We start from the raw sequence: 18,061 nt of genomic DNA on the forward strand, positions 1-18,061 counted from the left end.
GCGTCACCCCAACCGCGTCAGGTGGCCCATCTTGCGCCCCTCGCGCGCCTCGGCCTTGCCGTAGAGGTGCAGGTGCGCGGCGGGATCGGACAGGTGACGCTCCACGGCGAGCGCTTCCTCGCCGATGAGGTTCTCCATCACGATCCGATCCGAAACGCTGGCCGTGTCGCCCAGCGGCAGGCCGCAGATGGCGCGCACGTGGTTCTCGAACTGGCTGGTGACCGCGCCCTCGATGGTCCAGTGGCCCGAGTTGTGGACGCGCGGGGCCATCTCGTTAAAGACTGGGCCTTGCGACGTGGCGAAGAACTCCGCGGTCATCACGCCGACATAGCCGAGCGCCTCGGCCACCCGGCTCGCCAGCGCGCGCGCCTCGTCGACCTGCTCGGCGACGATTGCGGGCGCGGGCAGTGCGGAGCGGGCGAGGATGCCATGTTCGTGCGTGTTGCGGGCGCTGTCCCAGAAGCACACCTCCCCGTCGCGCCCGCGCACCAGAATGACCGAGAATTCGCAATCGAAGGTCACGAAGCCCTCGTAGACGAGGCCGCTCTCCGGCAGGTCCAGCGCGGGGATTTCGCCGTCCGCGCCGACGCGCCACTGGCCTTTGCCGTCGTAACCGTCGCGCCGGGTCTTGAAGATGCCGGGCGCACCGACCTCCGCAACCGCCGCGCGTGCCGTCGCTGCATCGTCCACCGCGCGCCACGGGGCGGGGCGCCCGCCGAGTTCCTCGACGAAGCGCTTTTCGTTGACCCGGTCCTGCGCCACTTCGAGCGCGCGGGTGCCGGGGGCGAGCTTGTCCTGCGGCAGCGCGGCGAGCGGGCCGACGGGCACGTTCTCGAACTCGTAGGTGACGACGTCGCAGTCGGCGGCAAATTTGGCGAGCGCCTCGGCATCGTGCCAGTCGGCGCAGGTGAAGCGAGCCGAGACCTCGGCCGCGACGCTGTCGTCCTCGGGCGCATAGACATGGCACCGATAGCCGAGCTGTGCCGCCGCCATCGCGAGCATCCGCCCGAGCTGGCCGCCGCCGAGAATGCCGATTGTCGATCCGGGCGCTAGCATTATTCCCCGCTCATCCTGAGCCTGTCGAAGGATTGTCCTTCCTGTCGACCCCGCTAGAAGAAAAAGCGACCCTTCGACAAGCTCAGGGTGAGCGGAAGGTGTTAGTCCTCCGGCCTTTCCGCCACCTTGTCGGTCTGTGCCGCGCGCCAGTCCTGCAACCGCTGCGCCAGCGCCTCGTCACCAAGCGCGAGGATGCCGGCTGCCATCAAGCCCGCATTGGTCGCCCCCGCCTCGCCGATGGCGAGCGTGCCGACGGGAATGCCGGCGGGCATCTGCACGATCGAGAGCAGGCTATCGAGGCCGCTCAGGGCCTTGGACCGCACCGGCACGCCGAGCACCGGCAGGTGGGTCAGCGCGGCGATCATGCCCGGCAGGTGCGCCGCCCCGCCCGCGCCCGCGATGACGACCTTGAAGCCTTCCTCGTGCGCGGTCTTGCCGTACGCGTGCAGCCGGTCGGGCGTGCGGTGCGCCGAAACGATGCGCGCGTCGTAGGCGACGCCGAGCGCATCGAGCACGTCGGCGGCGCACTGCATGGTCGGCCAGTCGGACTGGCTGCCCATGACGATGGCGACCTGCGCGCTCACCTCAGGCATCCTTCAGGTAATACCGCTCGCCCGCCCGCATATCGGCGTCGAACTCGTAGACGATGGGCTGGCCGGTCGGGATCTCGAGATCGGTGATGTCATCGTCCGAGATGGAGGAGAGGTGCTTCACCAGCGCGCGCAGGGAATTGCCGTGGGCGGAGACGATCACCGTCTCGCCTTCCGCCAGCTTCGGCTCGATGGCTTCCTGGTAGTAGGGCAGCACCCGCTCGATGGTGAGCTTCAGGCTCTCGGCGGCGGGCACTGCGATCCCGGCATAGCGCGGGTCGCCGGAGAGGTCGAACTCGCTGCCCGTCTCGATCGGCGGCGGCGGCTCGTCGAAGCTGCGGCGCCAGATGTGCACCTGCTCCTCGCCGTGCTTCTCGCGCGTCTGCTGCTTGTCGAGCCCGGTGAGGCCGCCGTAATGCCGCTCGTTGAGGCGCCAGTCCTTGACTTCGGGGATCCACAGTCGCCCGCATTCCTCCAGCGCCAGGTGCAGCGTCTTGATCGCGCGGGTCTGCAGGCTGGTGAAGGCGAGCGTCGGCAGCACGCCCTTGTCCTTCAGCAGCTTGCCCGCGGCGCGCGCCTCGGCCTCACCTTTCTCGGTGACGCCGACATCCCACCAGCCGGTGAAGCGGTTGGCGAGGTTCCATTCGCTCTGGCCGTGGCGGACTAGAACCAAGGTACCTGGGATCAGGGTGGGCAAGCTCTCTCTCCTGTTGCGAGGCGGCGGATTAGCGGGTTTGATCGTTTTTCGAAAGCACCTCCGCGCTTTCGTCCTCGGCGCTGTTCGCTTCGCCGGGGCTGCGCTCCGGCTGCGCGGCACCTGCGGACGGCCGTTCGGCCTTGCGAGCCTGCGGCCCGGCAGCTCCATAAAGCCCGCGCGCCTGCGACTTGCGGCGGTGCAGGTTCTCACGCAGCTTGGCGGCCAGGCGTTCTTTGCGGGTTGGGATGTCGCTCATGGCCATGGCTCTGCCGCAAGGCGCGCGCCGGCTCAAGCTTGGCTTGACTTTCGCCCGTCGCGCGACAATAGCGCGCGCCTGCCTGCCAGGACCATCCCCGCGCGGGCCCGGCGCTGCTGTAGCTCAGTGGTAGAGCGCACCCTTGGTAAGGGTGAGGTCGGGAGTTCAATCCTCCCCAGCAGCACCATTCTTGATTTGCGCGGACGCCTCCGCGTCCGCGTCCTCCCTGCTGTTCGCTTCGCCGGGGCTGCGCTCCGGCTGCGCGGCAGGTCCGGGCGGCCGTTCGGCCTTGCGGACCCTACGGGTCCGTCTCCTTCCTTTTCTTGCGCAGGCCAGTGTGTTGTGCGAATAATGCACCATGCACGACGACCTTATCGATCCCGTTCCTGACATCGATCCCGAGCCGCTGACGCAGCTTTCACCGTCCTACCGGACGATGATGCGGGTGCAGGGGGTGCTGGCGACACTGCCGCTGCTGGTGGCCGGCGGTGTGCTCGCGCTGGCGGGGGACATCCCGGCTTGGGTGCCGGGCATCGCGGTGCTGCTGGTCGCGCTGGTGCTGATCGCCTACCTGCCGATGAAGCGGTGGCGGCATCGCGGCTATCATATGGCGGCGGACAGGTTGCGTGTCGTGCGCGGGGTCATGTTCCATTCCGACAGCGTGGTGCCATTCAATCGCGTGCAGCACCTCGACGTCGAGCAGGGGCCGCTCGAGCGCGCCTTCGGCATCGCGCGGCTGATCCTGCACACGGCGGGGACGCACGGCTCTTCGGTCGTGCTGCCGGGGCTCGACCACGCGGTGGCGGTGGACATGCGCGAGGAGATCCGCGCCCACGTGCGGCGCGAAATGCTGTGACCGAGGGCGCCGACCCCATCGTGATCGACGAATGGCGGCGGGTCAGCCCGCTCTCCATCGCCGCGACCTCCGCGCGCGACCTCGTCAAGGGATTGCTCCCCGCCGCCTTCGTGCTGTTCGGCGCGGCGCGCAGCGAGAACTTCGCCGCCGCCTGGATCGTCTTCCCGGTCCTCTTGGCGATTCTCGGCCTCCAGCTCGGCGTCGCCTGGCTGCAGTGGAGCCGCCAGCGCTACCGCATCGGCGCGAACGACGTGCGGCTGGAGCAGGGCGTGCTCAGCCGCTCGGCGCGCTCGGTGCCCTACGACCGCATCCAGGACGTGAGCCTCGAGCAGAAGCTGCTCCCGCGCCTGCTCGGCCTCGTCGAGGTGCGCTTCGAGACGGGCGCTGGCGGCAAGGAGGAGCTGAGGCTGGCCTACGTGCCCGAGGCCGAGGGCGAGCGGCTGCGCGAAGTGGTGCGCTCGCTCGTCGAGCACGCCGAGGAACCCGTTGCTACAATGGATGGCGAGATGGCCGAGGAAGCGCGGCCCACGCCTGCCGAAAGCGGTAGCACGCTGTTCGCCATGGGGCCGCGGCGGCTGTTCATTTACGGCCTCTTCAGCTTCTCGCTGGTGATCTTCGCCGTCATTCTCGGTGCGGCGCAGCAGTTCGATTTTCTGTTCGATTTCTGGGGCTGGGCGGACGACTTCGTCGAGGACGAGCGATATCGCGGGGCCGCCGAGGCGCTGGCCGGATACTCGCTCGCCGCGCAGGTCGCGGCGGCGCTCTACGCGGTGCTGACCGTCATCGTCGTCGGCATGGCGAGCGGCGTGGCGCAGGTTTTTGTGCGCGACTGGGGCTTCCTGCTCGAACGCACGGCCAAGGGCTTCCGCCGCCGCCGCGGGTTGCTGACGAAGACCGACGTGGTCATGCCCGTGCACCGCGTGCAGGCGCTGGTCGTTTCGACCGGCTGGCTCCGTCGACGCTTCGGCTGGCACGGCCTCAGCTTCATCAGCCTGGCGCAGGATTCGGGCAAGAGCGACCACGAGGTCGCGCCCTTCGCCAAGATGCTCGAGATTGCGCCGATCGCAGTTGAAGCCGGTTTTGCCCTGCCCGATCAGGATGTCCGATGGTGGCGACCGGCGCCGGCCTACTATTTCGTGCGCGGCCTGGCCGTGACCCTGTTCGTCTTCGTGCTGTTGCAGATCGCGGTCATCGTGGCGGCCGCCGAGGGCGCGCGCATCTGGCCGCTGCTGCTGCTGATCGTCCCCGTCGCCGCGTGGCAGGCGGTGCGGCGCTGGTACCTGTGGCGGGTGGAGCGGCACGCGCTCGATGCCACGCAGGTGCTGTCAAAGCGCGGCTGGCTGTCGCCGCGGCTGCAAATCGCCAGCCGGGTCAAGCTTCACTCGGCCGCGATCACGCAGGGCCCGCTGGGCAGGTGGCTGGGATACTGCGACCTCAAGCTGGGGCTGGCAGGCGGGACGATGGCCTTCCATGGCCTTCGGCGCCAAGACGCCTACGCCCTGCGCGCCGAGGTGCTGAAAAGCATAGTCGCCGCCGATCTCGGCAGCCTGCCGCGCTGATTATCAGCTGGGCGTGTCGGCCAGCACGTCCGCCCAGTCCGCGTGGCGGCGGAACAGTGCATCGACGTAGGGGCATTGCGGGACGATCTTGAACCCCTCCTCGCGCGCGTCGGCGACCATGCGCTCGACTAGCTTGGCCGCGATGCCCTGCCCGCGCGCCTCGGGCGGAGTGAATGTGTGGTCGGCCACCCGCGCCTCGCCCGCGGAGCGCCAGGTCAGCTCCGCCTTGCGATCGCTGCCCTCCACGTTGGCGCGGTAGGCACCGTGGGTCGTCTCGTCGGTCGCCTGGATGTCGATATCGGCCATGAATTTCTCCTTCTTGCGCCAAACGGGCGGCATGGGCATGGCGTTCCGCGATGCAGTTCCTCTCCGACAACGCCGCGCCCGTGCATCCCCGCCTGTGGGAAGCCATGCGCGCCGCCGATGCGCCGGACACCCCCTACGACACCGATGCCTTGAGCCGCGAGCTGGACGCGCGCTTCTCCGCGCTGTTCGGGCGCGACTGCGCGGCCTTGTGGGTGGCGACGGGGACGGCAGCGAACTGCCTCGCGCTCGCGACGATGGTGGAGCCGCACGGCGGCGTCGTCTGCCACCGCGAGGCGCATATCGAGATGGACGAATGCGGCGCGCCCGGCTTCTACCTTCACGGCGCGAAGCTGCTGCTGGCGGACGGCGAGGGGGCCAAGGTCACGCCGGAGAGCGTTTCCAAGGTGCTCTCCGGCATCACCCGCGGCGTGCATCAGGTGCCCGCACAGGCGCTCTCGATCACGCAGGCGAGCGAGAGCGGGCTGGTCTACCGCTCCGACGAACTGGTCGCGCTCGCGTCGTTGACGGACGCGCATGGCCTCGGCTTCCACATGGATGGGGCGCGCTTCGCCAACGCCGTGGCCTTTCTCGATTGCCCGCCTGCCGAGGCGGCCGGACCGGTCGACGCGCTTAGCTTCGGCTGCGTCAAGAACGGCGGCATGGGGGCCGAGGCGGTGGTGCTTTTCGATGTCGAGCAGGCCGAGCGGCTGCGCTATCGCCGCAAGCGCGCGGGGCATTTGCAGAGCAAAGGCCGTTTCCTGGCAGCGCAGGTGCTGGCCATGCTGGAGGACGACCTGTGGCTCGCCAATGCACGCGCCGCCAATGGCGCCGCCGCGCTGATCGCGGAGCGGGCGCAGGACCGGCTCGTTCACCCGCAGGAGATCAACGAGCTGTTCGTCCGCATGACGACGAGCGAGCGGGCCGTGCTGCGCGATCAGGGCTTCTCGTTCTATGACTGGGACGATGCGAGCATTCGCCTCGTCACCCACTGGGCCACCGATCCCGACCATGCCCGGGCCTTGGGCGAGGCCATCGCCCGGTTATGAGCAGCGCCCTGGCGGCGAAGAAGCCGCACGCCCTGCTGCGCCCGGCCATCGCGCTGCCGTTCCTGCTGATCGCGATGATCTGGGGCTCGACCTGGTTCGTCATCACCACCCAGATCGCCGCCGCGCCGACTCTGTGGTCGGTCACCTACCGCTTCGCCCTCGCCGCGCCGGTGATGTTCGCCCTCGCGCTGGCGACCCGCCAGCCGCTCGCGATGCCGGGCGCGACGCACCGGCTGGCGCTGGCGATGGGCCTGTGCCAGTTCGTCGGCAACTTCGTCTTCGTCTATCTGGCAGAGGAGCACCTGACCTCTGGCATCGTGGCGCTGCTCATCGGCCTGATGTTCGTGCCCAACGCCGTGCTCGGCGCGAAGCTGCTGGGTGAGCCGATCACCGCGCGCTTCGTGCTCGGCAGCGCGCTGGCGGTGGCGGGAATCGGCCTGCTGTTGGTGAACGAGGCGCGCGTCGCGCCGCTCGGCGGCAACGTGCTGCTGGGCACGGCCTTCGGGGTCTTCGCCATGCTCGCCGCCTCGGTCACCAACGTCATCCAGGCGCTGCCCGCGGGCAGGCGGGTGCCGATCGTCACGCTGGTTGCCTGGGCGATTTTCTACGGCGCGCTGATGGACGCCGCGCTGGCGCTGGTCTTTGCCGGGCCGCCGGTCTTCCCCGAGGCGCCGGGCTTCTGGCTGGGCACGGTCTATCTCGCGGTGGTGGGCACCGTGGTGACGTTGCCGCTGTATTACCGACTGGTGCGCGAACTGGGCGCGGGGCGCGCGGCCTACAACGGGGTGCTGGTGGTGGTCTTCGCCATGACGCTTTCGACCCTGTTCGAAGGCTATCGCTGGACGGGCCTCGCGGTGGCGGGCGCGGTGCTGGCGCTGGCCGGCCTGATCGTCGCGCTCAGGGCGCGGCAGGTGGCGAAAGACAGCTGAGAAGCCCCTCGCGGTAGGTCGGATAGCGCGGGTTCCAGCCGAACACGCGCTTCGCCTTGCCGTTCGCGACCCGCCGGTTCTCGGCATAGAAGCCGCGCGCCATGGGCGAGAGGTTCGCCTCCTCCAGCGATTGCATCTGCGGCGGTTCGATGCCCAGCAGCGAGCAGGCGTGCTCGATCACCGCGTTCTGGCTGGCGGGCAGGTCGTCGGCGAGGTTGTAGGCACCCGGCGGGGCATCGGGGGTCATCGCCGCCATGACGCCGTCGGCAATGTCCTCCACATGGACCCGGCTGAAGACCTGGCCCGGCAGGTCGATGCGGTGCGCCTTGCCTTCGGTAATGCGTTCGAAGGCGCTGCGGCCGGGACCGTAGATGCCCGGCAGGCGGAACACACGTGCACCCAGCGCCAGCCAAGCCGCGTCGGCCTCGGCCCGCGCCGTGCGCCGCCCGGTGCCGGTGGGCGCGCTCTCGTCCACCCACGCCCCGCCCGCATCGCCGTAGACGCCAGTGGAGGAGAGATAGCCCAGCCACCTGCCCGCCAGCAGGTGGTGGTAACGCGCCAGCACCGGGTCCGCGCCATCGGCGGGCGGCACGGAGGACAGGACATGGCTCGCCAAGGCCAGCGCTCCCGCTACCGCTGCGGCATCGTCGAACGCCACATCGCCGCTGCCGCCCGTCGCCGAGACCCGCCAACCCAGCGCTCTTGCGCGTGCCGCCACGCGGCTCGCCGTGTAGCCGAGCCCGAAAATGAACAGATGCGCCATCTCGTGCGTTCTAGTCGCTCGACGCAAAACCCCAAGAGCTTTAGGCCCGAATCATGGATATCGCCCGCACCCCCGCCACCCCCGACGGCAACCCCGAAATGGCCGACGCCGCCGTCGCGCCGAAGGACTTTGTCTCGATCCGCCGCGAGGACTACATGCCCTTTCCGTGGCTCGTGCCGCAGGTGGCGATGGACTTTGCGCTGGGACTGGATGAGACGCGCGTCGTCACCACCCTTACCGTGGAGCGCAACCCGGCGGCCGAGGCGAGCAAGACGATCCGCCTCAACGGCGACGAGATCGTGCCGGTCGAGGTCACGGTCGACGGCGAGGGCTGGAGCGACTGGTGCATGGACGGCGATGACCTCCTCGTTACGCTGCCGGGCGCGGCGCATACCATCGCCGTCACCACGCACATCGCGCCCGCCGCCAACACCAAGCTCATGGGCCTCTATGCCTCCGACGGCATGCTGTGCACCCAGTGCGAGGCCGAGGGCTTCCGCCGCATCGCCTTCTTCCCCGACCGGCCCGATGTGCTCTCGACCTACCGCGTGCGGATGAGCGGCGACAGGGAGGCCTTCCCCGTCCTGCTGTGCAACGGCAACCTCGAGGCCGAGGGCGAAGACGGCGAGGCCCACTGGGCCGAGTGGCACGACCCCTGGCCTAAGCCGAGCTACCTGTTCGCGCTGGTGGCGGGGCAGCTTGTCGCCAATTCCGACAGTTTCACCACTATGGGCGGGCGCGAGGTGGCGCTCAACATCTGGGTCCGTGACGGCGACCTGCCGCGCACCGGGCACGCGATGGAATCGCTCAAGAAGAGCATGAAATGGGACGAGGAGGTGTTCGGCCGCGAATACGATCTCGACCTGTTCAACATCGTCGCCGTCAGCGACTTCAACATGGGGGCCATGGAGAACAAGGGGCTCAACGTCTTCAACACCAAGTACGTGCTCGCCGACGAGGAGACCGCGACCGACGGCGACTTCGACGGCATCGAGGCGGTGATCGCGCACGAGTACTTTCACAACTGGTCGGGCAACCGCGTGACCTGCCGCGACTGGTTCCAGCTGAGCCTGAAGGAAGGCTTCACCGTGCTGCGCGACCAGCTGTTCAGCCAGGACATGGGCAGCGCGCCGGTCAAGCGGATCGAGGACGTGCGTATCTTGCGCGGGGTGCAGTTTCCCGAGGATTCGGGGCCATTGGCGCACCCCATCCGGCCCGATTCCTACCAGGAGATCAGCAACTTCTACACCAGCACGATCTACAACAAGGGCGCCGAAGTCATCCGCATGATGCGAACCATGGCGGGGCCGGAGCGCTTTCGGGCCGGCACCGACCTCTACTTCGAGCGCCACGACGGCGAGGCGGCGACCTGCGAGGATTTCGTGCGCGCGATGGAGGACGGGGCGGGGCTCGACCTCAAACAGTTCCGCCTGTGGTATGCGCAGGCCGGCACGCCGAAGGTGACCGCGCGACTGGAGCATTCGGGCGATACCGCTACGCTTCACCTCTCGCAGCACGTTCCCGCGACGCCCGGCCAGCCGGACAAAAAGCCCATGCCGATCCCGCTCAAGCTCGCGCTCTACGACCGCGACTCCCGCGAGCGCGGGGCGGAGCAACTGGTGGTGCTGGACGGCGAAGAGCTGACACTCGGCTATCCCGGCTTCGCCACGCGCCCGGTGCTTTCCATCAACCGCGGCTTCTCCGCGCCAATCGTGGTAGAGCGCGAGGTGTCGTCGGACGAACTGGTCTTCCTCGCCACCCACGACGACGACCCCTTCGCCCGTTACGAGGCGCTGCAGGAACTGGTCGTGCGGCATCTCAAGGCCGGTGCTTCCGGCACGCTGTCCGCCGAAGCGCGGCAGGAGGGCGAACTTGCCGTGGCCGACGCCATGGCTGCCGTGCTCGCCGACAGCGATCTCGACGACCTCATGCGCGGCGAACTGCTGCTGTTGCCGAGCGAGACCTATGTCGCCGAGACGATGGAGCGTGCCGACCCGGCAGTTATCCACGCCGAGCGGCAGGGTCTGCGCGCCAGCCTCGCCCGCGCGCTGGAGACGGAATTTCTCGCTCTGTACGAGCGCGCCGCAGCGGTGCCCTTCGCCATGAGCGCCGAAGCCAAGGGTGCGCGCAAGGTGAAGACGCAGGCGCTCGCCTACCTCGCCGCCGCCTTTCCGGACCGCGCCGCTGAAATGGCCTTTGCGCAGTACGCAAGTGCCGACAACATGACCGACCGGCAGGGCGCCTTGATGGTGCTGACAGGTCTCGACGTCGTCGAGCGGACCAATGCGCTGATCGACTTCTACAACCGCTACCAGGGCAATGCGCTCGTCATCGACAAGTGGTTCGCGCTCCAGGCAAGTTCGATGCACCCGCATTGCCTCGAGCACGTGAGGGCGCTGGCGGACCATCGCGACTTCACGCTCAAGAACCCCAACCGCGTGCGCTCGCTCTACATGGCCTTTGCCGCCAACCCGCACGCCTTTCACGCCGCCGACGGCGAGGGGTATCGGATGATCGCCGACCTCATCCTCGCGCTCGATCCGATCAATCCGCAGACCGCCAGCCGCTTCGTGCCGCCGCTGGGGCGCTGGCGGCGGATCGAGCCGGGGCGCTCGGCGCTTATGAAGGCGCAGCTGGAGCGTCTCGCCGCCGCCGATCTCTCGCGCGACACCGCCGAGCAGGTGAGCCGCAGCCTTGGCTGATGCACGCGAGGCGCTGACGGCAGGGGTGCTGGACGGCGTTCCGCACGCCTTCCTGACCGGCAAGGGCGGCGATGGCGAGCCCGATCCGCAGCGCCTGCTGCCGGGCGGGGCGCTGGTGCTGGTCAGGCAGGTTCACTCGGCCCTTGCCGCAACCGCCGATGCGCCCTTCGATCCGCGGCCCGAGGCCGATGCCGTGGTGACCGCGACGCCGGGCCTCGTCCTCGGCATCGTCACCGCCGACTGCGCGCCGGTGCTGCTGGCCGATACCCGCGCGGGCGTGGTGGCCGCGGCGCACGCCGGGTGGCGCGGCGCGCATCACGGCGTGCTGGAGGCGACGGTACGACGGATGGAGGCCCTCGGGGCCACGCGCGCCGGCATCGTCGCCGCGATCGGCCCGACCATCGCGCGGGACAGTTACGAGGTCGGCTGGGATTTCGTGGAGCAGTTCGAGGAGCGGCACGAGCGCTTCTTCCTCCGCGCCGACACGCCCGGCAAGTGGCATTTCGACCTGCCCGCCTACGTGCGCTGGCGGCTGGAATCGATGCGGCTGGCGGCGGTGGAGGACCTGGGCCTCGACACCTATGCCGACCCGCTGCGCTTCCACTCCTATCGCCGCGCGACCCACCGCGGGGAGCCGACCGAGGGCCGCCAGTATTCGCTGATCGGATTGCCCGCCTGACGGGGCCGCGCCGCCGCGCGGGCGGGTTGTCGCAATAGTCCGAAAAGCCGGGTTGGCAGCGCCGATTTGCTCGTCTATCAGCCGCGCCAAGCCGCCGGGTGCATCCGCGCCCGGGCGGTGCATACAGGGTTTCTTTTCGGACCGTCCCAGCCCGCTTCTCGCGGCATCGGGATCGGCAGGCAAGGCAAGGACATGGCAACCACCACGGCTACCCCCGACGAGCACGCCGTCGTCACCGATGGCGTAGCGACAGAAGGCGTGCGCCGCCGCGACTTCATCGAGATCGCCGCGGTTTCCGCCGCCGGCATCGGCGGCCTGGTGATGGTCTATCCGCTGATCAGCCAGATGGCCCCCTCGGCCGATGTGCTGGCCGAAAGCACGACCGAACTCGATGTCGGCGCGCTCGAGGTCGGGCAGTCGATCAAGGCGATCTTCCGCAAGCAGCCCGTGTTCGTGCGCCGCCTCACCGCGCCGGAGATCGAGCAGGCCAATGCCACCGATGTCGGCGAACTGCGCGATCCGCAGACGCTGGCGGAACGCACGCTGGCCGATCATCCCGATCTGCTGGTGGTGATGGGCGTGTGCACCCATCTCGGCTGCGTGCCGCTGGGCGCCGTGGAGGGCGAGAACAAGGGTGATTACGGCGGCTATTTCTGCCCCTGCCACGGCTCGCACTACGATACCGCCGCGCGCATCCGCAAGGGCCCGGCCCCGCTGAACCTGCAGGTCCCCGACTATTCGGTCAACGGCACGACGCTGGTGATCGGCGAGGCGTAAGAGAGAGACGAGTAGAGACCATGAGCTTTCCCTGGGCCAGGCAATACACCCCCTCCAACGGGCTGACGCGCTTCCTCGACGAGAAGTTGCCGCTGCCGCGCCTCGTCTACAACGCGGTCGGCGCGGGCTATCCCGTGCCGCGCAACCTTTCCTACTTCTGGAATTTCGGCGTGCTCGCCGGCTTTTGCCTGGTGCTGCAGATCGTCACCGGCGTGGTGCTGGCGATGCACTATGCCGCCAACGGCACGGTCGCCTTCGATTCGGTCGAGCACATTATGCGCGACGTCAATTGGGGCTGGATGCTGCGCTACGCCCACGCCAACGGCGCGAGCTTCTTCTTCATCGTCATCTACATCCACATCTTCCGCGGCTTCTTCTACGCCAGCTACAAGCCACCGCGCGAGATGATCTGGCTGATCGGCGTGGTGATCTTCCTCCTCATGATGGCGACCGCCTTCATGGGCTACGTGCTGCCCTGGGGCCAGATGAGCTTCTGGGGCGCCAAGGTCATCACCGGCCTGTTCGGCGCGATTCCCGTGGTCGGCGAAGGCCTCCAGGTGTGGCTGCTGGGCGGCTATGCGCCCGACAACGCTGCGCTCAATCGCTTCTTCAGCCTGCACTACCTGCTGCCCTTCGTGATCGCGGGCTGCGTGATCCTGCACATCTGGGCACTGCACATCCCCGGTTCGTCCAACCCGACGGGCGTGGAAGTGAAGCAGGAGAGCGATACCCTGCCGTTCCACCCGTACTACACCGCGAAGGACGGCTTCGGCCTCGGCGTGTTCCTGCTCGCCTACTTCCTGTTCGTGTTCTTCATGCCGAACGCGCTGGGCCACCCGGACAACTACATCCCGGCGAACCCGCTCTCCACCCCGGCGCTGATCGTGCCCGAGTGGTATTTCTACCCCTTCTACGCGATCCTGCGCGCCTTTACCTTCGACTTCATCCTGCCGGCGAAGCTGTGGGGCGTGCTGGCGATGTTCGCGGCGATCCTGGTGTGGTTCTTCCTGCCCTGGCTCGATCGAGGACCGGTGCGTTCGGGCCACTACCGCCCGCTCTTCCGCAAGTTCTTCTGGTTCGGGCTCATCCCCTGCATGGCCGCGCTGTTCTACCTCGGCGGCGCGCACGCGGAGGAGCCCTACATCATGCTCAGCCAGATCGCGACGGCCTACTACTTCCTGCACTTCCTCGTGATCCTGCCGATCGTCTCCTCGATCGAACGGCCCGATCCGCTGCCCTACTCCATCACCGAGGCGGTGCTGGGGTCGGACAAGAAGGCAGTGCTGGGCGAAAACGCCGAGCCGGTGGCCGTCTGAGCCAGCGTTACTGACTAAGGAAAGACGATAAGATGATCCGCCTTGTTGGTATCCTCGTTGGCCTCGGCTTCGCTTTCGTGGCGCTGATCTCCTTTGCCTTCGGCATCGGCCCGGCCTTCTCGGTCCTGTCCGAGCACGGCCATTTCGTGGAACCCACCGCCGAGCACGAATTCCATCTCGAGGCGCGCGAGCCGGAGGGCGGTTTCGCCTTCGAAGGCCCCGTCGGCAAGTGGGACGTGGCGCAGCTCCAGCGCGGCTTCCAGGTTTACAAGGAGGTCTGCTCGGCATGCCACTCGCTCAACCAGGTGGCCTTCCGCGACCTGACCCAGCTCGGCTATTCCGAGGCGCAGGTGAAGGCCGAGGCGCTGACCTGGAACGTACCCGGTATCGATCCCGACACGGGCGAAGACGTGATGCGTCCGGCCCTGCCGACCGACTACTTCCCCAAGCCCTATGCCAATGCCATCGCGGCGGCCGCTGCCAACCGCAATGCCATTCCGCCCGATCTCTCGCTGATGACCAAGGCGCGTCACGACGGCACGCACTACGTCTACTCGCTGCTGACCGGCTACCGCGACCCCGCGACCTTCGGCCTGACGAGCGGCGAGACGCTGCGCGAGGAATTCCCCGAGTTCGAGACCCCGGAGGGGCTGCATTTCAACCCCTACTTCCCGAACCTCAACCTCGCCATGGCCGCGCCGCTCAGCGCCAACGCGGTCACCTATGCCGACGGTACCGAGGCCAGCGTGGACCAGATGGCGCAGGACGTCGCCGCCTTCCTGACCTGGACCGCCGAGCCGACGCTGGTGAAGCGCAAGCAGACGGGCTGGTGGATCATGCTGTTCACGCTGTTCGTCACCGTGCTCGCCTGGTTCGCCAAGAAGCAGGTCTGGGCCCCGGTCAAGCCGCACCGTCGCAAGGACTGAGGCTGGCCGGCAGGCTCACGGCGTGACGCCTGACGACCTTAAGGCACTCGTCCGCACAGTGCCCGGCTTTCCGAAGCCGGGCATCCTGTTCCGCGACATTACCACGCTGATTGCCCACGGCGAGGGCCTGCGCTCCAGCGTGGATGCGCTGGCCAATCTCGCGAACGGGCTGGGTGCGAGCGCCGTCGCCGGGATCGAGGCACGCGGCTTCATCTTCGGTACGGCGCTGGCCTTGGAACTGGGCATGGGTTTCATCCCGCTCCGCAAGCCGGGCAAACTGCCCGTCGCCACGCTGCACGAGGACTACGCGCTCGAATACGGGACCGCACGGCTCGAACTCGACCCCACGCTGGTAAACGCGGACGAGCGCGTGCTGCTGGTCGACGACCTCCTCGCCACCGGCGGCACCGCCATTGCCGCTGCGACCTTGCTGCGCCGCGCCGGCGCCGTGGTGGACCACGCGCTGTTTGTCATCGATCTGCCCGAACTTGCAGGCCGTACCGCGCTCGAGGATCATGGCCTCGCGACCCATGCGGTGATGGCTTTCGACGGGCATTGATCCCCGCTTGGCGGCACTTTCGGGGAAAGACTTGGCTCCTCGCTCATTGACCCCCTGACAGGGACAGGATTTCGGGGAGCATTCATGGAACAGCAGGCGCTGGTGATCGCGCTGGTCGGCGTGCTCGGCATCGGCGCGCAGTGGCTGGCCTGGCGCACCGGCTGGCCGGCGATCGTGCTGATGCTGGCGGCAGGCTTCATCGCCGGGCCGATCATGGGCCAGCTCGGCTATCCGCTGATAGACCCGCGTGCGGCCTTCGGCGATCTGCTTGAGCCGATGGTGGCCATCGGTGTCGCGCTGATCCTGTTCGAAGGCGGCCTCAGCCTCGATTTCCGCGAACTGCGAAAGTACGGCGAGGGGGTCTGGCGGCTGGTCTTCCTCGGCGCCCCGCTTGCCTGGCTGTTCGGTTCGCTCGCCTGCTATTTCATCGCCGGTCTCGTGTGGCCGGTGGCGATCCTCTTCGCCGGCATCCTCGTGGTGACCGGCCCCACCGTGGTCATGCCCCTGCTGCGCCAGTCCGCCGTGCAGCAACGACCCGCCGCGCTGCTGAAATGGGAGGCCATCGTCAACGACCCCATCGGTGCGCTGTGCGCCGTGGTCGCTTATGAATACTTTCGCGCCACGGCAGAGACCGGCGGCACCGCCTTCGACGTTGTCCCGCAGATCGCGCTGGCGGGCGCCGTGGCCGGGGCCATCGGCTTCGCCGCCGCCTGGGTCATTGCCTACAGCTTCCCGCGCGGGCTGGTGCCCGAATTCCTCAAGGTGCCGGTGTTGCTCGTCGCTGTCGTTGGCACCTTTGTCCTGTGCAACAAGATCGAGCACGAGGCGGGGCTGGTGGCGGTGACGGTCATGGGCATTGCGCTCGCCAACATGCATGTCTCGAGTTTGCGGAGCATCCATCCCTTCAAGCAGAACATCGCCGTCCTGCTGGTCTCGGGCATCTTCATCCTGCTCTCGGCCTCGCTCGATCTCAACGAGCTGACCTATCTCAATCCCTTCGAGGTCTCGGGCCTCAGGCTCTACCTGTTCCTCTTCGCGCTGCTGTTCCTAGTACGTCCGGCGACCATCCTGCTCTCGCTCCTCGGCAGCTCGATCCCGTGGAACGAGCGCCTGTTCCTCTCGTGGATCGCGCCGCGCGGCATCGTGCTGGTCGCCATCAGCGGCCTGTTCGCGCTGCGCCTGAACGAGCTCGGCTACGGCGACGGTTCGATCCTCATCGGCCTCAGCTTCGCCGTGGTCGTGGCGACCGTCTTCGCCCACGGCTTCACCATCGACGTGGTCGCCAGGCTGCTCAAGGTAAAGGGTGCGGAGCGGCCCGGGGTGCTGCTGGTGGGGGCGACACCGTGGACGATAGCGCTCGCCGAGAAGCTGCACCAGCTCGAAACCCCGGTGCTGCTCGTCGATACATCGTGGCAGCGGCTGAAGCCCGCGCGGGCGAAGGGCCTGCCGACCTATCACGGCGAGATCCTCAACGAGGCGACCGAGCACAACCTCGATCTCAACCCCTTCCAGTCGCTGGTCGCGGCCACCGACAACGAGGCCTACAACGCGCTCGTCTGTTCCGAATTCGCACCGGAGATCGGCACCGACAAGGTTTACCAGCTGGGCGACGGGGTGGACGACGATTTCCGCGCCATCGCCGCCAGCCTGCGTGGCCGGGCGCTGTTCAAGTCCGGCTTCGGCGTGGAGGATGTGCTGGAGCGGCACGAGCAGGGCTGGATCTTCCGCCACACGCGACTGTCCGATCAGTACAAGCTCGCCGACGCGCGCGACACCCTGCCCGAGGCTGCGAACATGCTGCTCCTTCTGCGACCGTCCGGCGAGATGAAGTTCTTCACCCATGCCGCCGCGCCGGAGCCGCGCGCGGGCGACATCGTCATCAGCTTTTCCCCGCCACGCAAGGCCGAGGAACGCGGAGCCAAGCGCGCCGCTGCCTCTGCCGCGACGGAAAAGCCGCAACCGGTTTGAGGAGCAGGACATGATCACAATCCCCACCCGCAATACCCGGCATCTCGCGCCGCCGCTGGTGCTGGCCCTTTTCGCGCTGGCTGCCTGCGACGTGCGGCAGGACGGCGCGCCCGAACCCGGCCCTGCCGCGGCCGAGGAGACTGCTGCGCCGGCGCCGACGCAGACCACAACTCCCGCCGCCTCGATCATGCGCGACGACCTGCCCGAGGGCGAGGCGATGGACCTGCCGACGCAGCCCGTCGAACTGACCGTTCCGTTCCCTGACGGAGCCGACCTCAGCGACGGTGCCGAGCGGATGCTGGCGGGCATCATGAACGAGGACGCGCTCGGAGAGACTTGGCCCGTCGTGCTGTCCGGCCACACCGATTCGGGCGGCAACGACCAGGCAAACCTCAGGGCTTCGCGCGCACGTGCCGAAGCGGTCGCGGCCTGGCTGGTCGAGCGCGGCGTGGCGGACGAGCGGATCGAGGTGATCGCGTTCGGCGAACAGAACCCGATCGCTCCCAATGCCTTGCCCGACGGGTCGCCCAACGAGGAAGGCCGCCGTCGCAATCGCCGTGTCGAATTGCGCATTGCACCGCCAGTGGCTCCACAGACAGCGACCGCACGTGAAGACAATGGAAGAGATCGTACCCCATCCGCCATTTCCCCCGCGACGGCCCGGACCTCCAGTCCGGCACGAGGTCAGCAATAGCGAGGCTTGACGAAGACGAGCAGCCGGTGGCAAGCGGCACCAGAGCGCGGGTATAGCTTAGTGGTAAAGCTCCAGCCTTCCAAGCTGGCTATGCGGGTTCGATTCCCGCTACCCGCTCCACTTTCCTGATCCAGCCGCAGAAAACCGCCATTCCGGAGGCGGTAGTGCGCACACCTTCGCTTACAGCTTCTTACAGAAGCTTGGGCCTGTTCCCCAAGTAGCTCTTTTTCCGAAGCGAAGTTCGGCGCCCTGTCCAGCAGAAATGTCTCTCGTCCGCTGAGGCGCTATCGAATTTTGCCTGAAATGTTCGGCATGCTGACCCATCACGATCGACCCTGTCGACGAGAACTTCGCCACTCTCGCGATCCTTGCCATGCCGAAA

General features: G+C 67.9%; 18 protein-coding genes and 2 tRNA genes. 14 read left to right on the top strand and 6 right to left on the bottom strand.

The genetic code is table 11. The features are described from left to right. Window positions 1–3 precede the first annotated feature (3 nt). The 4 genes from AAW00_RS09130 to AAW00_RS09145 form a co-directional block, all read right to left on the bottom strand. Entirely contained in the window at window positions 4–1,056 is a 1,053-nt protein-coding gene (locus tag AAW00_RS09130; protein WP_047004034.1) for a 5-(carboxyamino)imidazole ribonucleotide synthase, read from the bottom strand. Between the two features lie 101 nt (window positions 1,057–1,157). Then, a complete protein-coding gene (gene purE / locus AAW00_RS09135; protein ID WP_047004544.1) occupies window positions 1,158–1,640 on the bottom strand; it encodes a 5-(carboxyamino)imidazole ribonucleotide mutase in 483 nt (160 codons plus the stop codon). 1 nt (window position 1,641) lies between these two features. Further along, a complete protein-coding gene (gene gpmA, locus AAW00_RS09140; RefSeq protein ID WP_420911625.1) occupies window positions 1,642–2,343 on the bottom strand; it encodes a 2,3-diphosphoglycerate-dependent phosphoglycerate mutase in 702 nt (233 codons plus the stop codon). 28 nt (window positions 2,344–2,371) lie between these two features. Continuing rightward, window positions 2,372–2,605, bottom strand: a complete 234-nt coding sequence (locus AAW00_RS09145; RefSeq protein WP_047004035.1) for a hypothetical protein — start codon at window positions 2,603–2,605, stop codon at window positions 2,372–2,374. Between the two features lie 106 nt (window positions 2,606–2,711). Between AAW00_RS09145 and AAW00_RS09150 the strand changes: the two genes are divergently transcribed. From AAW00_RS09150 to AAW00_RS09160, 3 genes are all read left to right on the top strand, one after another. Further along, window positions 2,712–2,786, top strand: a tRNA-Thr gene (locus AAW00_RS09150). A 171-nt stretch (window positions 2,787–2,957) separates the two neighbouring features. After that, window positions 2,958–3,455 (top strand): PH domain-containing protein, encoded by a 498-nt coding sequence (locus AAW00_RS09155; protein WP_047004036.1) that lies wholly within the window; start codon window positions 2,958–2,960, stop codon window positions 3,453–3,455. After that, a complete protein-coding gene (locus AAW00_RS09160) occupies window positions 3,452–5,014 on the top strand; it encodes a PH domain-containing protein (RefSeq protein ID WP_052761858.1) in 1,563 nt (520 codons plus the stop codon). Before AAW00_RS09155 ends, AAW00_RS09160 begins: the two co-directional genes overlap by 4 nt. A 3-nt stretch (window positions 5,015–5,017) precedes the next feature. On the opposite strand, the gene AAW00_RS09165 is transcribed toward AAW00_RS09160, so the two are convergent. Further along, complete coding sequence (locus tag AAW00_RS09165; protein WP_047004547.1) at window positions 5,018–5,320, bottom strand: GNAT family N-acetyltransferase; 303 nt, start codon at window positions 5,318–5,320, stop codon at window positions 5,018–5,020. 50 nt (window positions 5,321–5,370) lie between these two features. Here AAW00_RS09165 and AAW00_RS09170 point away from each other — a divergent pair, with 50 nt between their 5' ends. Both AAW00_RS09170 and AAW00_RS09175 read left to right on the top strand, forming a co-directional pair. Continuing rightward, window positions 5,371–6,366 (top strand): threonine aldolase family protein, encoded by a 996-nt coding sequence (locus AAW00_RS09170; RefSeq protein WP_047004037.1) that lies wholly within the window; start codon window positions 5,371–5,373, stop codon window positions 6,364–6,366. Next, the gene (locus tag AAW00_RS09175) at window positions 6,363–7,295 is read left to right on the top strand and encodes a DMT family transporter (RefSeq protein ID WP_047004038.1); all 933 of its coding nucleotides are present in this window, start codon (window positions 6,363–6,365) and stop codon (window positions 7,293–7,295) included. The genes AAW00_RS09170 and AAW00_RS09175 overlap by 4 nt, the downstream gene beginning before the upstream one ends. Here the strand turns inward: AAW00_RS09175 and AAW00_RS09180 are convergent. Further along, a complete protein-coding gene (locus tag AAW00_RS09180) occupies window positions 7,264–8,058 on the bottom strand; it encodes a Rossmann-fold NAD(P)-binding domain-containing protein (protein WP_047004039.1) in 795 nt (264 codons plus the stop codon). The two genes, AAW00_RS09175 and AAW00_RS09180, sit on opposite strands and share 32 nt — an antisense overlap. 53 nt (window positions 8,059–8,111) lie before the next feature. Between AAW00_RS09180 and pepN the strand changes: the two genes are divergently transcribed. From pepN to AAW00_RS09225, 9 genes are all read left to right on the top strand, one after another. Further along, window positions 8,112–10,760 (top strand): aminopeptidase N, encoded by a 2,649-nt coding sequence (gene pepN, locus AAW00_RS09185; protein ID WP_047004040.1) that lies wholly within the window; start codon window positions 8,112–8,114, stop codon window positions 10,758–10,760. Continuing rightward, window positions 10,753–11,439 carry a peptidoglycan editing factor PgeF gene (gene pgeF, locus AAW00_RS09190; protein ID WP_047004041.1) on the top strand — a complete coding sequence of 229 codons (687 nt, stop codon included), beginning with the start codon at window positions 10,753–10,755 and terminating at the stop codon, window positions 11,437–11,439. Before pepN ends, pgeF begins: the two co-directional genes overlap by 8 nt. A 192-nt stretch (window positions 11,440–11,631) precedes the next feature. Next, window positions 11,632–12,216, top strand: a complete 585-nt coding sequence (gene petA / locus AAW00_RS09195; RefSeq protein WP_047004042.1) for a ubiquinol-cytochrome c reductase iron-sulfur subunit — start codon at window positions 11,632–11,634, stop codon at window positions 12,214–12,216. Window positions 12,217–12,236: 20 nt separating this feature from the next. Further along, entirely contained in the window at window positions 12,237–13,532 is a 1,296-nt protein-coding gene (locus AAW00_RS09200; protein WP_047004043.1) for a cytochrome b, read from the top strand. Window positions 13,533–13,564: 32 nt separating this feature from the next. Beyond that, window positions 13,565–14,458, top strand: a complete 894-nt coding sequence (locus AAW00_RS09205) for a cytochrome c1 (protein WP_047004044.1) — start codon at window positions 13,565–13,567, stop codon at window positions 14,456–14,458. Between the two features lie 22 nt (window positions 14,459–14,480). After that, window positions 14,481–15,017, top strand: coding sequence for an adenine phosphoribosyltransferase (locus AAW00_RS09210; RefSeq protein WP_047004045.1), 537 nt, complete (start codon window positions 14,481–14,483; stop codon window positions 15,015–15,017). A gap of 84 nt (window positions 15,018–15,101) precedes the next feature. Beyond that, entirely contained in the window at window positions 15,102–16,985 is a 1,884-nt protein-coding gene (locus tag AAW00_RS09215; protein ID WP_047004046.1) for a cation:proton antiporter, read from the top strand. 10 nt (window positions 16,986–16,995) lie between these two features. Beyond that, window positions 16,996–17,679, top strand: coding sequence for an OmpA family protein (locus AAW00_RS09220; RefSeq protein ID WP_047004047.1), 684 nt, complete (start codon window positions 16,996–16,998; stop codon window positions 17,677–17,679). A gap of 46 nt (window positions 17,680–17,725) precedes the next feature. Further along, window positions 17,726–17,799: transfer RNA gene (locus AAW00_RS09225), tRNA-Gly, on the top strand. Window positions 17,800–18,061: the final 262 nt, after the last annotated feature.

It is taken from the genome of Aurantiacibacter luteus, from assembly GCF_001010945.1.
In the GTDB taxonomy this organism is placed as follows: Bacteria; Pseudomonadota; Alphaproteobacteria; order Sphingomonadales; family Sphingomonadaceae; genus Alteraurantiacibacter; species Alteraurantiacibacter luteus.